The following is a 14,628-nucleotide window of genomic DNA, read 5'->3' as shown; positions in this document are numbered from 1 at the left end:
GCCTTTATTCCACCGGCACGAAAGCGCCCTTGTCGCGGTCCTTGACCACATGGGCGGCGGGGAAGACGGAGCCGCTCATGGTGATGTAGACGCCCGGCTGCGCGACCTGCACGCAGGCGAAGGCCATGCCGAGGTTGAAGCTGGCGTCGCTCTCGCCGAAGCGCGCCGGGGCAAGCGCGCCGACCAGCACCACCGTCTTGCCGGGAATGTCGGCCAGCACCTTGGCGGTTTGCGTCATCGTGTCGGTGCCGTGGGTGATGACGATATGGCTTTCGCGGGCGGCGGCCACGCGGGCGCGGATCAGGGCGCGGTCGGCATCGTCCAGTTCCAGGCTGTCCTTGCGGGTCACTTCCTCGATGCGGAAGGGGCGCCGGACGCGGGCGATCTCCAGCAGCTTCGCCACCACGGTTTCACCCACCTGATAGTCGGACAGCGCGTCAAAATAGATCTTGTCGATCGTGCCGCCGGTGGTGAGGAGGAGGATGGGCGTGTCGGGGGGCAGCATGATCGGCTCCGGAGAAGGATCAGCCGCCGCGCGCCATCGCCTCGCCCCGGTCGCGGGCGGCGGCAAGCGTGTCGGTCAATAGGCTGAGCAGCCGGTCGTCGGCATCCAGCACGTTGAGCCCCTCCCGCGTCATGCCGCCGGGGCTGGCGACGCGATCGGCGAGCGTACCGGGGCTGTCGCTGGCGCGCGCGGCCATGCTGGCGGCCCCCTCCACCGTGGCGAGCGCCATGCGGGCGGCCTGATCGGCGGGAAGGCCCAGCGCCTCCCCGGCCCGCGCCAGCGCGTCGATGAAGCGGAACAGGAAGGCGGGGCCGCAGCCGGAGAGCGCGGTCACTTCGTTGAAGCGCCCTTCATCGGCGATCCATTCGACAAGGCCGAGCGGCGCGATGAGCGAGCCGATGGCGTCGCGGGCCTGCGCGGCGGTGGCCGCATCGGTGTAGAGCCCGGTCACGCCCTGCCCTATGCCGACCGGCAGGTTCGGCATGGCGCGCACCACGGCGCGGGCGGCGGGGAAACGGGCGCGCAGGTCCGCGAGCGGCGTGCCCGCGAGAATCGAGACGATGCGCGTATCCTCACCGCAAAGAGGGGCGAGCGAAGCGGCGACATCGGCGATCTGATAGGGTTTCATGCCCAGCAGGACGGTGGTTCCGGCAGGCAGCGCATCGGGATAGGCGCTCATGACGCGCACGCCTTCAGCGATGGGCTTGCCGCTGGGGCGCAGCACGGCGACGCGCGCGGGGTCGAGGCCGCAGTCCAGCCAGCGGGCCAGCATCTGCCCCGCCATATTGCCGCAGCCGACGAGGAACAGGTGATCGGGCCAGAGGGTCGCCGTCATGTTCAAGCCTCTCCACGGGTTTCGATAAGGCTGGCGGAAATGGCTTCGGACGGCGTCTTGCCGCCCCAGAGGACGAACTGGAAGACGGGATAGAAGCGCTCGCATTCGTCGATGGCGGTTTCGACGAGGATCTGCGCCTGATCCAGCGTCAGCGTGCCCCCCGCCCCCAGTAGCGCGCCGTGGCGGAAGAGGACGATGCCGCTGGACGACCAGAGTTCGAAATGGCCGAGCCAGAGCTGTTCGTTGATGAGGGCCAGCGTTTCATGGATGGCGGGGCGCTTTTCCTCCGACACGCGGATGTCGGGCAAAGCGAGAAGCTGGAGCACCTGATCCTCGTCGCGCCAGATGCCGCGCAGTTCATATTGCGCCCACGACCCCTGCGTGCTGGCGACGATCTCATCCTCGCCCATCTGCTCGTAGGTCCAGCCGTTCGCCTCGAACCAGGCGGCCAGCATGTCGATCGGAGCCGCCTCCTGACCGCCATTCTCATATTCGTCGCTGTCCATCATGGACGGGCCTTAACATCGGCGGCAGGGAAAAGACAGACGCGAAAGCGCCGCTTATTCCGTGCCGCCGGCCTTGCCCTTGCCCGCCCGGACCGTCTTGGTCACGGGTTCGGGGGCGCGGCCTTCCAGCGCGTCGAGACGGGCCTTGAGAAGCTCCACCTCCTCGCGGGCGGCGGCAGCGAGGGCCTTGACGGCATCGAATTCCTCGCGGCTGACGAAATCCATGCTGCCGATCCACTGCTTCGCCTTTTCGCGGGCATTGGCTTCGAACTCGCGGCTCATGCCCGCGACGGTCCCGGCGGCGCCGTTCACCAGCTTGGCGAAGTCGTCGAAAAAGCGGTTTTCGCTTTGCATGATCCTGTTGTCCTCACGTCGCGCCGCCCCTGTCGGGCGGCAAACATCATATCTGGGTGCGCAGCGCCGGGACGACAAGGGTCTCCGCGTCCGGGTTCAGGCGGCCGACCTCATAATTGAGGTAGGCGGCGAAGGCCAGCCAGAGCAGATAGGGCAGCAGAAACAGTCCGGCGGCGCGGCGGATACGCCAGAAAAGCGCCGTGGTGAGCGCCACCAGCAGGATGAGGACGAGGATCAGCGCAAGCGCGTCGCCGACCTGATGCGCACGGAAGAATAGGGGCGACCAGAGGAGGTTGAGCGCAAGCTGGACCAGGAAGAGGACGATGGCGACGCCCCGTCCCTTCGCCCCGCGCGCATGGAGCACCATCGCGAAGGCCAGCGCCATCAATATGTAGAGCAGCGTCCAGGCCGCGCCGAACGTCCAGCCGGGCGGCATCAGGTCGGGCTTGGCAAGGGCGGCGAACCAGCGATTGCCGTAGCCGCTATTGGCGATCCAGCCGGACAGGAAACCGAGGAACAGGATCGCGGGAACCGTCACCAGCGCCCAGCGCAGATAGGCGAGGCGCAACTGTCCGGGGGACGCGATCTGGTTCATCTGCACCTCTTCTCCCTGCCCTCTCATTCGGCGGCGTCGGGCGAATCCTTGAGCGCCGAATCCAGCCGTCGCCCTACGGTTTGCGGTGAAACGGTTCGTCCCGCAACCCGCGAATAGAAGATCGGGATCAGGAAAAGCGTGATGAGCGTCGCCAGCGACACGCCGAAGACGACGACGGTGCCGATGCTGTGCCGCGCCGCCGCCCCTGCCCCGCCCCGGATGACGAGCGGCACCGCGCCGATCACCGTGGCGATGGAGGTCATGAGGATGGGACGCAGGCGGCGGGCGGCGGCCTGCCGGATGGCGGCGGCTACCTCCAGCCCTTCGTCGCGGAGCTGGTTGGCGAACTCGACGATCAGGATGCCGTTCTTGGCGGCGAGGCCGACCAGCATGACGATGCCGATCTGGCTGTAGAGGTTGATCGACCCCGCGGTCAGCAGCAGGCCCAGCACCCCGCCCGCCACGGCGAGCGGCACCGTGGCGATGATGACGCCGGGATGGATGAAGCTTTCGAACTGGGCGGCGAGCAGCAGGTAGACGATGAGGATGGTGAGGCCGAAGACCAGCCAGATCGACCCGCCGGTTTCGCGCAGGGACTGGCTTTCGCCGCGATAGCCGATGGCGAGCACCTCGGGCGACTGGCGCGCCTGCCCCTCCAGCCATGCCAGCGCCTCGCCCAGAGAGGTGCCGGGCGCGAGGGCGGCGGTGAGGGTGATGGCGCGCAGCTTGTTGTAGCGGTTGAGTTGGCGGGGGCCCGCGACCTCGCGGACCGTCACCACGGCGGACATGGGGACGAGCGCGCCGCTGCGGGAGCGGACCTGGATGCGTTCGAGGTCGGCGAGCGTCTGGCGCCCTTCCCGCTCCGCCTGCACCAGTACGCGATATTCCTCGCCCCGGTCGACATAGGTGGTGACGCGGCGGGAACCCAGAAGGCTCTGCAACGCCTGGCTGATGTCGTTGAGGGAGACGCCCAGGTCGCCGGCACGCTGCTGGTTCACCTCGATCCGCATCTGCGGCTTGGTTTCCTTATAGTCGGAATCGAGGTTGATGAGGCCCGGATTGGAAGCCGCCGCCGCCATGATCCGGTCGCGCGCGGCGGCCAGCCCTTCATAGGTCGCGCCCGCGATGACGAGGTTGACGGGCAGGCCGCGCCCGCGTCCAAGGCCGGAACGGGCGGCGGCGTTGCCGCGCACGCCGGGCTGCTGGGCGATCACCTTGTTGATCGCGTCGGCGACCTGCGCGGTGGTGATGCTGCGATCCTCCCATGGACGGAGGAAGGCGACGACATTGCCGCTGTTGAAGTCGTCGCTGGACCCGAAACCGGCCGGCGCGCGAACGATGAGCTGCTGGAGCGTGCCATCCTTCACGAGCGGCATCAGGTCCTTTTCGATCCGCTCCATATAGGCGGTCATGCGGTCGAAGCCGGTGCCCTCCGCGGCGCTGACCTGCCCGTCGACCACGCCGGTATCCTCGGCGGGCGCGAGTTCGTTGGGGAGCAGGGTGAAGGCCGCGCCCGCCACCCCCAAGAACAGCGCCACGCCCAGAAGCGGCAGCAGGGGCTTGCGCAGCACATGGTCGAGCCATCCGGCATAGCCTGCCTCCAGCCGCTGGAAGCGGGCGTCGATCCAGCGCGCCAGCCGCCCGCGCTCCGCCGTCTTGAGCAGCTTGGAACAGAGCATGGGCGCGAGGCTCAAGGAGATGAAGCCGGAAAAGGCGATGGCAGCGACCATCGCGATGGCAAGTTCGCGGAACAGCAGGCCCGTCTGTCCGGCCAGGAACATGACCGGCACGAACACGGCGCAGACCACCAGCGTGGTGGAGATGATCGCGAAACCCACCTGCCGCGTGCCGAGATAGGCGGCGACCAGCGGATCGTCGCCCTGCTCGATGCAGTGATAGACATTTTCCAGCACGACGATGGCGTCGTCCACGACGAGGCCGATGGCGAGGACGAAGGCCAGCAGCGTCAACAGGTTGATCGACAGGCCGCCCAGCCACATCACCGCGCAGGTGGCGAGCAGGCAGATCGGCACGGTGACCGCGGGAATGAGCGTGGCGCGCACCGATCCCAGGAACAGGAAGATGACGAGCACGACCAGCAGCGCCGCTTCGATCAGCGTGTCGTAGACATTGGCGATGGCGCGGCTGATGAACTGGGATTCGTCGGAGCCGATGGCGATCCGCATCCCCTGCGGCAAGGTCGGCTCAAGATCCCTGATGAGGGCCTTGGCCCGTTCCGCGACCTCCAGCGTGTTCGCGCCCGACTGGCGGACGATGCCGAGTCCCACGGCGTTGCCGCCATTGGAGCGGAACATGGTATAGGGATCTTCCGCGCCGGTTTCGATCCGGGCCACATCGCCCAGCTTCACCTGATAGCCATCGTCGCCACGCCCGACGACAAGCCGGTCGAACTGGGCGGGCGTGACGAAGGGGCGTTCGACGCGCAGGGTCTGGTTCTGGTCCTTCGATTCGAAGCGGCCGGCGGGAAGCTCCACATTCTGCGCCCGCAGCGCATTTTCGACATCGGCGGGGGTCAGGCCGAACGCGGCCAGCCTTTCCGCATTGAGCCAGATGCGGGTGGACGGCCGCGCCTCCCCGCTGATGAACACGCGCGCGACGCCGTCGATGGCGGAGAAGCGGTCGGAAATATTGCGGTCGACATAATCGCTGATCTGGATGCGGCTCCAGCCGGGACGCGAGAAGGCGAGATAGAGGATGGGCCGGGAATCCGCGTCGACCTTGCGGATTTCGGGGGCGAGCGCGTCCTCCGGCAAATCCTCCACCGCCGCGCCGACGCGGTCGCGCACGTCATTGGCGGCGGAATCGATGTCGCGCGAAGGGCTGAATTCGATGTTGATGTCCGACCGGCCGTCCTGCGAGGAGGATGTGATCGTCTGGATGCCCTGCACGCCCGCGATGGAATCTTCGAGCAGCTGGGTGATGCGGTTTTCCACCACCGAAGCCGCCGCGCCGGTATAGGTGGTCTCGACCGAGACGATGGGCGGATCGGTGTCGGGATATTCGCGCACCGAAAGGCTGAGATAGCCGACCAGCCCGACGATGCAGAGCAGCACCGCGACGACCGCGGCAAAGACCGGGCGGCGGACGGAAAGGTCGGAAAGCTGCATCGTCCCGGCCCGTCAGCGCGCCGGAGTCGCGGGCCGGGCCTGGCCGCCCTCGACCCGGACGGGGACGCCGTCGGTCAGCTTGACGACGCCGTCCGTCACCACGACCTGCCCCGCCTTCACGCCGTCCACGATCTCGACAAGGCCGTTCTGGCGCAGGCCGGTCCGGACATCGGTGCGCTTCGCCTTGCCGTCCTGCACGACGAAGATGGACCGCTGCTCGCCATCGCCCACGACCGCCAGTTCGGGGGCGGCGAGCGACTGGTGCTGGCGGGCGGTGACGCTGACGGTCAGCAGCATCCCCGGCTTGAGCGCCCGGTCGGGATTGGGCAGGATCGCGCGCACCTTGACCGCGCGGGTGGCGGGATCGACCACGGGGTCGATGGTGGCGATGGTCCCGGTGAAGGGCCGGTCGGGCCATGCGGCGGACACCGCCCGGATCGGCTGGCCCTGGCGGATCAGCGACAACTGGGTTTCGGGTACGGTGAAGTCGAGCTTGATGCGTGAGATGTCGCTGATCGTGGCGATGGGCGTCCCCGCCGAGACGATCGCACCGACCGACACGGTCCGCAGGCTCGCCCAGCCGGAGAAGGGCGCGCGGATCACGCGGTCGCCGATGGACGCCTTCGCCAGTTCGGCATTGGCGAGCGCGGCGTTGGCGGCGGCGACCTGCTGGTCATAGGTCGCGGTGGTGGCGAAGCCGCGCGCCTTCAGCGACTTGATCCGGTCGAGTTGCTGGCGGGCTTCCAGCGCCTGCGCCTGCGCGGCGGCGAGTTGCGCCTTTTCCTGCCCCTGCGCCAGCGTGGCGATGACCTGTCCCTGCTTCACATAGCCGCCGTCCGCAAAGTTCAGCGAGGTGATGCGCTGCGTCACCGGGGCGGACAGCACGACCTGCTCATTGGCGAGGGCGGTGCCGACCGCGCTCACATCGTCGGAGAAGGTGGCGATGGCGATGGGCGACGCCTCGACCAGCGCGGCGGGGCGCGGCTTGGCCTCCTGCTCCTTGCCGCAGCCGGTCAAGCCAAGGGAAAGACACAGGAACAGGGCGAGGGGAAGGCGCATGGAAGACGGGCTAACGGGCCTGCAAGCACGGCACAACAGATGCTTTTGTCGCAAAATGTATCCGCCGGTCATAATGGGCCTTTGCGGGCATGGAGGAGGAACTCGACATTGCCCTGCGGGCCGGTGATCGGGCTGGGCGTCACGCCTTCGACATGCCAGCCCTGCGCGGCGATCCAGTGGCGGACTTCGGCGCAGACGCGTTCATGCACGGCGGGGTCGCGAACGACGCCGCCCTTGCCCACTTCCTCGCGGCCCGCTTCGAACTGCGGCTTGATGAGGGCGACGAGGATCGCGCCGGACGCGGCGAAGGACATGGGCCTTTCCAGGACCTTGGCGAGCGAGATGAAGCTGGCGTCGCAAACGATGATCTGGACGGGTTCGGGAATATGATCCGCCGTCAGGATGCGCGCGCTGGTCTGTTCATGCACGATGACGCGGGGGTCGGAGCGGAGCTTCCACGCAAGCTGGTTGGTGCCGCTGTCGACGGCATAGACCTTTGCCGCGCCCCTGGTGAGAAGGACATCGGTGAAGCCGCCAGTGGAACTGCCCACGTCAATGGCGGTGAGGCCCGTCGCGTCGATGGCGAAATGGTCGAGCGCATGGGCAAGCTTGATGCCGCCGCGAGATACCCAGGGATGATCGCGGCCGCGCACGTCGATAGGGGCGTCGGGAGCGACCTGCTGCCCGGCCTTCTCCACCTTCTTTTCGCCGAGATAGACATGGCCCGCGAGGATGAGCGCCTGCGCGCGGGCGCGGCTTTCGGCGAGGCCGAGATCGACGAGAAGCTGGTCGGCGCGGATCTTCGCCATCAGCGCGCCAGAACGGCCAGGGTGGAGGGGGTGAGAAGCTGGGGCAGCGTGTGCGCTTCCTTGCCCGGCGCATACCAGAGGTAGAGCGGGACGCCCGACCGGCCCTGCCCTTCGAGGAAGCGGGTGATGGCGGGATCGGCATTGGTCCAGTCGCCGACCATGACGGCGACGCCCCCCTTGTCGAAGGCGGCGCGGGTTTCGGCGCGGTCGATGGCGGCGGCTTCGTTCGCCTTGCAGGTGAGGCACCAGTCGGCGGTGAAATAGAGGAAAACGGGCTTGCCCTGCGCGCGCAGGCTGGCGAGCCGGGCTTCGTCGAAAGGGATGGCGCCGGAGGCTTGCGCGGCGGCGGCGGGCGCTTTTGTGGGAAGCAGGACGATGCCGCCGCCCAGCAGCGCCAGCGCGCCGATGAGGACGATGAGGCCGCCGCTCTTGCCGCGATGCTGGCGGCGACCGAGCCACCAGAGCAAGAGCGAGAGCAGCAACGCCGCGCCAAAGCCGAGGGTCATGGCCGGGACGCCCCTCTGCTGGCCAAGCAACCATGCAAGGCCGAGCGCGGTCAGGAACAGGGGGATGGAGAAGATGCGCTGGAGCCGCCCCATCCACGGGCCGGGGCGCGGCAGGCGGCTGCGAAGGGCGGGCAGCCAGGCGAGCAGGACGAAAGGCAGCGCGAGGCCAAGGCCCAGCCCCGCGAAGATCGCGAGCGATGCGGCGACAGGAAGCACCAGCGCCGCGCCCATCGCCGCGCCCATGAAGGGGCCGGTGCAGGGCGTGGCGACGAAAGCCACCAGCGCGCCGGTCCAGAAGCTGCCGGCCGCGCCGCCCTTCGCGGCGAGGCGATCGCCGCCGCCGAAAGCGCGCAAATCAAACAGGCCCGCAAGGTTGAAGGCGATGGCGGTCACCAGCAGGAGGAGCAGCAGGATGATGCGCGGGTCCTGCAACTGGAAGGCCCAGCCCACCGCCGCGCCCGCCGCCCGGAGCGCCAGCAGCGCGCCGCCCAGCAACAGGCAGGCGGCGATGACGCCCGCCGCATAGGCGAGGGCTTCGCGGCGCACGTCCCTTTCATCGCCGCCCGCGCGGGCGAGGCTGAGCGCCTTGAGGCCAAGGATCGGGAAAACGCAGGGCATGACGTTGAGCAGCAGGCCGCCAAGGATCGCTCCGCCCAGCGCGATGAGGATGGTTTGCGCGCCGCCGCCGCTTGGGAGCGCGGGCACGGGGCCGGGCGCGGTGGAGAGGAGGAAGCCGAGATGGTCGCCCGTCCGCAACACCGCCTGTGCCGGACCGCCCTTGAAGTCCCGACCGGCTTCGGTTTCCACGAGCAGGCGGTCGCCGTCGCGCTGGATTTTCTGGGGCGCGGCGTAGCGGGCGAAACCTTCCGCCAGCGGGAAGAGATGCACGTCGCTGGCCTGCGCGCCCGCCGGGAAGGGGATGGCGATGCGCAGGCGGCCATCCGTCACCGCATAACTGGCCTGCGCGCCCAGAGGCCGGGGCAGATGGGCGCGCCACTGGTCGAAGCGGCCCTGATCGGCGGGCTGGACCTGCCCCCCGCCCACCACGAGGTCGATGGCGAGGTCCGCGCCTTCGGGCACGCAGATCTTGTCGGTGCAGGCCAGCCATTCGGCCCGCGCGCGGATCGGCAGGCGGGTGCCCATGGGCACGCCCGGCGCGATCGTCAGCGGCGCGAGGATCGCATAGGGGCCTTCATAGACATGGTTCATCAGCCCCGAGATCATCAGCGTTTCGGGCACCGGATAACGCAGCGCGCCGATGGTCACCCCCCTGGGCAGCGTCCATTTGACGGTCATGCCAAGGCCTGCGTCGCCCGGATTTTCCCAATAGCCGTGCCAGCCTGCCTCCGGCGTCATGGCGAAGGCGATGGTCGTGCCCTTGCCGGGCGCGGGGGCGGCGCTTTCGGGCAGGAGGCGCGCGGCGATATGCGGCGCGCCCGATCCGAACGCGCCCTGCGCATGCGCGACCCACGGCGTCAGCAGCAACGCCATGGTCACGAGAATGACATGAAATATCCGCATCGGGCCTCTGGTCGGGTGGCTTCCAGCGGGCTAGGTCCGCAGCTACCCCTCGTCAAGATGAGAAGGCCTGCGCATGATGTTGAGGAAAGCCACCGCCGCATTGCTGCTCGCGAGTTGCGCGTTGCCCGCCGCCGCCCAGCCCGGCCCGGCCCCTGCCCCGCAAAGCGCGCCCGCGACGCCGCCCAGACTGATCGTGGCGATTTCCGTCGACCAGTTTTCCGGCGATCTTTTCAGCGAATACCGGCCCTATTATGAAGGCGGGCTCAAGCGGCTGGCTGCCGACGGCGTTTCATTCCCGCGCGGTTATCAATCCCATGCGGCGACCGAAACCTGCCCCGGCCACAGCACCATCCTGACCGGCAGCCGCCCGTCGCGCACCGGCATCATCGCGAACACATGGTTCGACCTCAAGACCGGGCGGCAGGACAAGGCGGTCTATTGCGCCGAGGATGAGACGCAGCCGGGCACGAACAGCGGCGATTATGTCGCATCCCCCGTCCATCTGCGCGTGCCGACGCTGGGCGGGCGGATGAAGGCGGCCCATCCCGCGACCCGCGTGGTGTCGGTCGCGGGCAAGGACCGGGCGGCGATCATGATGGGCGGGCCGACCGCCGATCAGGTCTGGTGGCTGACCTCGAAAGGCTATGTGAGCTACAAGGGCGTGGCGGTGCCGCCGCTGATCGCGAAGGTCAATGACGTGTTCGCGCAAAGGCTGGCGCAGCCGAGCGCGGGCTTCGACCTGCCGCCGCAATGCGCGGCGAAGGACTTCCCGGTCGCCGTCGGCGGGGGCAAGACGGTGGGAACGGGGCGGTTCGCGCGCGAAGCTGGCGATTACAAGGTCTTCCGCGCCTCGCCGGAGCAGGACGCGCTGACGCTGGCGCTGGCGGCGGCGGTCATCGACGACATGGCGCTGGGGCGGCAGGCGCAGACCGACATCATCTCCATCGGCCTGTCCGCGACCGATTATGTCGGCCACACCTATGGCACCGAAGGGACCGAAAGCTGCATCCAGGTGGAGCGACTGGACCGGGAACTGGGCGCTTTCTTCGACAAGCTGGACAAGAGCGGCATCGACTATGTGGTGGTGCTGACCGCCGACCATGGCGGCCATGACCTGCCCGAGCGGCACCGGCAGAACGCCATGCCGATGGAAAGCCGTGTGGACGAGGCGCTGACGCCCAAGGCGCTGTCGGCGGCCGTGGGCGCCAAGACGGGGCTGTCCGGGCGCAAGCTGATCTGGGGCGACGGGCCGATGGGCGACCTTTATTTCGACCTGTCGCTGACCCCGAAGCAGCGGGCCGCCGTGGAGGCCGAGACGCTGAAGATCCTGCGCGCCCATCCGCAGGTGGAGACGGTGTTCACCAAGGCGCAGATCGCGGCCACCCCTTCCCCCTCCGGCCCGCCGGAAAGCTGGAGCCTGTTGCAGATGGCGCGGGCGAGCTTCGATGCGGAACGGTCGGGCGACCTGCTGCTGCTGCTCAAGCCCCGGATCACGCCCATCGTCGATCCCACCAAAGGCTATGTCGCGACCCATGGCAGTCCGTGGGACACCGACCGGCGCGTGCCCATCCTGTTCTGGCGCAAGGGGCTGCGGCATTTCGAGCAGCCGCTGGGCGTGGAGACGGCGGACATATTGCCCACGCTCGCCGCGCTCATCGGCCTGCCGGTGCCCAAGGGCGAGATCGACGGGCGTTGCCTGGACCTGATCGCGGGCGAAGGGGATAGCTGCGCGGGCGCGCGATAAGATAATTCGCGGGCTATTGCGAGGCGCGCAGGCGGATTTCGGCGCGCAGGCCGCCTTCGGGGCGGTTGGTGAGCGACAAATCCCCGCCTTCGCGTTCCACCGCCTTGGCGACGATGGCGAGGCCAAGGCCAAGGCCGCGCGTATTGCGCTGGCGCGCCTGGTCGAGGCGGGCGAAGGGCATCAGCACGTCCTCCAGCCGGTCCGGCGGGATGCCGGGACCGTCATCGTCGACGCGAACCAGCACCTCGCCATCCCGCGACGACAGGCCGATCCGCGCGCGCTGGCCGTAATGCAGGGCATTTTCCACCAGATTGCCGATGGCGCGGCGCAGGGAGAGCGGACGCGCCTTCAGCTCCAGATGGTCCGGACCTTCATAGATCACATCGCGCCCCTGATCCTGGAAGGCGTCGGCGATCGTCGCCAGCATGACCGCCAGATCGGCGCGTTCGGGCGGTTCCACATTCTTCTCTCCGCCCAGGAATGCGAGCAGGGATTCGATCATCCCGCGCATTTCGGCAAGGTCGTCCTCCATCGCTTCGCGCGCTTCGCCGTCCGGCACGGTCTCCAGGCGCAGTTGCAGGCGGGCGAGCGGCGTCCGCAGATCGTGACCCACGGCCGCCAGCGTCTCCGTCCGTTCGGTGATGAGCCGGTGAATGCGCTTCTGCATGGCGTTGAAGGCGCGGATCAGGTCGCGCACGTCGCTGCCGCCCCCCTCCGCCACGACGACTTCGTCGCTGAGGCCGATGCGTTCGGTCGCCAGCGTCAGTTCGCGCAAGGGGGCCAGCGTCCGGCGGATCAGCAGGCCACCGACGATCAGCAGCGCCAGCACGGGAATGATCGCCAGCCCGACGCGGCCAATGGTGAATTCCCATTTCGACCCCGTATGATGCATCCCGAAATAGAGCCAGCTGCCGTCCGAGAGCAGCAGTCCGCCGTTGATCTGCGACACGCGCCCCGGCGAGGTCAGGCGCAGCCAGAGGCGGGATTGTTCCAGCGACGGTTCCCAGGCGACGATCTGCCGCCGCATCCGCTCCAGTTCGGGCGCTAGCGGCGGCGGCGGTGGGGAAGCGGGCGTCCAGTGGATGTCGTAACGGTCGGTGGTGAGCCGCACCGCCAGCGAGCGCCGGGCGTCGGCGGGCTGTTCGTCCAGCAGCTTGCGCGCGATGATGAGATGTTCGGCCAGGCGGCGCGCTTCGTCGTCCTGAAGCGACAAATGGCTGGAACGCTCGTAGATCAGCGTGCCGACCGCGAATTCCAGCACCATCGTCAGCAGCAATATGGCGAAAATCCGCCCGACCAGGCCCAGCGGCCGCTTCGCGCCGCCCTTCAAGCGCGGCTGACCTCTGCATTGAACATATAGCCGACGCCGCGCACGGTGGTGATGGGCGCCCCCTTGTCCTGCGTGGATAGCTTGCGGCGCAGGCGGCTGACCAGCACGTCGATGCTGCGGTCGCTGCTGTCGCCCATGCGGGTGCGGGACAGTTCGATCAGCCGTTCGCGCGCGATGACGCGCTGCGGGTGGCTGAGGAAGGAACCGAGCAGGTCGAATTCCGCCCCGGTCAGCTCGACGATGGCGCCGGTCGGGGATCGCAGTTCGCGGCGGGGGAAGTTGACGACCCAGCCATCGAACCGCGCTTCATTGTCGCGATGCTCGTCCGGGCCGCGCTCGACGCCGGCGCGGCGCAGGATGGCGCGGATGCGGGCGATCAGTTCGCGCGTGCCGAAGGGCTTGGGCAGATAATCGTCCGCACCCAGTTCCAGCCCGACGATGCGGTCGGTCTCGCTGCCCCGGGCGCTGATGAAGATGATGGGCACGTCGCTCTTGCGGCGGATCTGGCGGCACAGGTCCATGCCGTTGGTCCCCGGCAGCATCACGTCGAGCACGACGAGATCGACCGGCCCCGCGTCGAAGGCCACCCACATTTCCGGCCCGGACGATGCCGGCCGGACCTGATAGCCATGCTCCTGCAAGGCGCGCGCGGTCAGCATCCGAAGCGGCGGATCGTCTTCCACCAGGACGATGGTGGGGGCCGTCATCGCAGCGGCTTCGGGCGGGAAAGGCGGATCATAGGGCGGAGATAGGACCGTGCCCGCCGACGGTCAACCGAAGGTCCGGGCCATGGCGGCATGGCGCCCTCCCAGCAACATTTTGTCATGGGAGGGACATGATCGAAGGTCGCAGGGGCCGGATGACCGGCCCCTGCCTTCCCCTAGAAGGCGGCCGAAAGGGAGAATACCACCCGTCCGCGCGCGATGGACGAACCGTCCGAGTCCGAGAAGTTCGGGCGGATGTAATTTTCCTCCACCCGCGCGATGTCGGTATCGACATAGGCGATGCCGGCGGTCAGAGGCGTGCCCGGAATGGCCACGTCCGCGCCCACCATCCAGTCGAGATATTGGCCGGTGGGCGCCAGGCTGGTGCCGTTGGGACCAAGGCCCGAATTGCCTTTCGACCAGCCGAGATGCGCCTTGAGCGTCACGGGCGTTTGGGGGATCGATCCGCTGATGTCGCTCCAGACATAGAGATTGTCGTTCTTCTTGCCCGGATGGTCCGGCAGGACCGACGCCGCGCTGTCATAGACCTTGCCCAGCGCCTTCTGCTTGGGCGCATAGGCGACGCCGACCAGGGCGGAGACAGGACCCACATCGCCCGACAATTTGATATAGGGTTCGGCGAAATCGGTCGTGTCCGCGCCGCTGGGATACATATACCAGGTCAGGCCGACATCCAGCGTCGCGCCGCCCAGCGGAATGGCATAGCCCGCGAACAGGTCCAGTTCCATGTTGGAACCGCCGAACGTGCCCCAGCCGGACAGGCTGGACCCCCAGGTCCCCGCATAAAGGCCGCTTTCATGGGTCAGCGTGACGCCGCCCTGCACGGCCATGCCCTTGTCGGATTGCGACACGCCGCGGAAGCGGTAGTCCGAAACAAGCGCCACGCTGCCGGAAACGGTGACGGGGGCGGCGGGTTCCTCCTGCGCGAAGGCGGGCGCTGCGGACATCAGCGCGACGGTGGCACAGGCGATCTGGTATTTTTTCATGAACATTCCCCTTTTCGAAAGAATG

The 14,628-nt window shown here is 68.2% G+C and carries 13 protein-coding genes; 1 reads left to right on the top strand and 12 read right to left on the bottom strand.

Annotation, left to right across the window (positions count from 1 at the left end; translation table 11 throughout):
* Nucleotides 1-4: 4 nt before the first annotated feature.
* From SCLO_RS17155 to SCLO_RS17115, 9 genes are all read right to left on the bottom strand, one after another.
* A complete protein-coding gene (locus SCLO_RS17155; protein ID WP_066514383.1) occupies nucleotides 5-505 on the bottom strand; it encodes an asparaginase domain-containing protein in 501 nt (166 codons plus the stop codon).
* A gap of 19 nt (nucleotides 506-524) precedes the next feature.
* Entirely contained in the window at nucleotides 525-1,340 is an 816-nt protein-coding gene (proC, locus tag SCLO_RS17150; protein ID WP_066514381.1) for a pyrroline-5-carboxylate reductase, read from the bottom strand.
* 2 nt (nucleotides 1,341-1,342) lie between these two features.
* Nucleotides 1,343-1,849, bottom strand: coding sequence for a type III secretion system chaperone family protein (locus tag SCLO_RS17145; RefSeq protein ID WP_066514378.1), 507 nt, complete (start codon nucleotides 1,847-1,849; stop codon nucleotides 1,343-1,345).
* 51 nt (nucleotides 1,850-1,900) lie between these two features.
* Complete coding sequence (locus SCLO_RS17140; RefSeq protein ID WP_066514375.1) at nucleotides 1,901-2,200, bottom strand: accessory factor UbiK family protein; 300 nt, start codon at nucleotides 2,198-2,200, stop codon at nucleotides 1,901-1,903.
* Between the two features lie 46 nt (nucleotides 2,201-2,246).
* Nucleotides 2,247-2,795, bottom strand: a complete 549-nt coding sequence (locus tag SCLO_RS17135) for a TspO/MBR family protein (protein WP_066514373.1) — start codon at nucleotides 2,793-2,795, stop codon at nucleotides 2,247-2,249.
* Between the two features lie 23 nt (nucleotides 2,796-2,818).
* Nucleotides 2,819-5,923 (bottom strand): efflux RND transporter permease subunit, encoded by a 3,105-nt coding sequence (locus tag SCLO_RS17130; protein WP_066514369.1) that lies wholly within the window; start codon nucleotides 5,921-5,923, stop codon nucleotides 2,819-2,821.
* 12 nt (nucleotides 5,924-5,935) lie between these two features.
* Nucleotides 5,936-6,982, bottom strand: a complete 1,047-nt coding sequence (locus tag SCLO_RS17125; RefSeq protein ID WP_066514368.1) for an efflux RND transporter periplasmic adaptor subunit — start codon at nucleotides 6,980-6,982, stop codon at nucleotides 5,936-5,938.
* Between the two features lie 68 nt (nucleotides 6,983-7,050).
* Nucleotides 7,051-7,791 (bottom strand): TlyA family RNA methyltransferase, encoded by a 741-nt coding sequence (locus SCLO_RS17120; protein ID WP_066514365.1) that lies wholly within the window; start codon nucleotides 7,789-7,791, stop codon nucleotides 7,051-7,053.
* Complete coding sequence (locus tag SCLO_RS17115) at nucleotides 7,791-9,818, bottom strand: protein-disulfide reductase DsbD family protein (RefSeq protein ID WP_066514363.1); 2,028 nt, start codon at nucleotides 9,816-9,818, stop codon at nucleotides 7,791-7,793. Before SCLO_RS17115 ends, SCLO_RS17120 begins: the two co-directional genes overlap by 1 nt.
* Before the next feature lie 76 nt (nucleotides 9,819-9,894).
* On the opposite strand from SCLO_RS17115, the gene SCLO_RS17110 reads away from it, so the two are divergent.
* A complete protein-coding gene (locus SCLO_RS17110; RefSeq protein ID WP_066514747.1) occupies nucleotides 9,895-11,562 on the top strand; it encodes an alkaline phosphatase family protein in 1,668 nt (555 codons plus the stop codon).
* A gap of 13 nt (nucleotides 11,563-11,575) precedes the next feature.
* Here the strand turns inward: SCLO_RS17110 and SCLO_RS17105 are convergent, their stop codons facing one another.
* The 3 genes from SCLO_RS17105 to SCLO_RS17095 all read right to left on the bottom strand — a co-directional run bounded on the left by SCLO_RS17105 (nucleotide 11,576) and on the right by SCLO_RS17095 (nucleotide 14,609).
* Nucleotides 11,576-12,826 carry an ATP-binding protein gene (locus SCLO_RS17105; protein ID WP_083948983.1) on the bottom strand — a complete coding sequence of 417 codons (1,251 nt, stop codon included), beginning with the start codon at nucleotides 12,824-12,826 and terminating at the stop codon, nucleotides 11,576-11,578.
* A gap of 62 nt (nucleotides 12,827-12,888) precedes the next feature.
* Complete coding sequence (locus SCLO_RS17100) at nucleotides 12,889-13,599, bottom strand: response regulator transcription factor (RefSeq protein ID WP_066514358.1); 711 nt, start codon at nucleotides 13,597-13,599, stop codon at nucleotides 12,889-12,891.
* A 173-nt stretch (nucleotides 13,600-13,772) separates the two neighbouring features.
* Nucleotides 13,773-14,609, bottom strand: a complete 837-nt coding sequence (locus SCLO_RS17095; protein WP_066514356.1) for a TorF family putative porin — start codon at nucleotides 14,607-14,609, stop codon at nucleotides 13,773-13,775.
* Nucleotides 14,610-14,628 lie beyond the last annotated feature (19 nt).

This window comes from Sphingobium cloacae (genome assembly GCF_002355855.1).
Classification (GTDB): Bacteria; Pseudomonadota; Alphaproteobacteria; order Sphingomonadales; family Sphingomonadaceae; genus Sphingobium; species Sphingobium cloacae.
The sequence above is the reverse complement of the archived record's forward strand: the minus strand, read 5'-3'. Positions and strand labels throughout refer to the sequence as shown.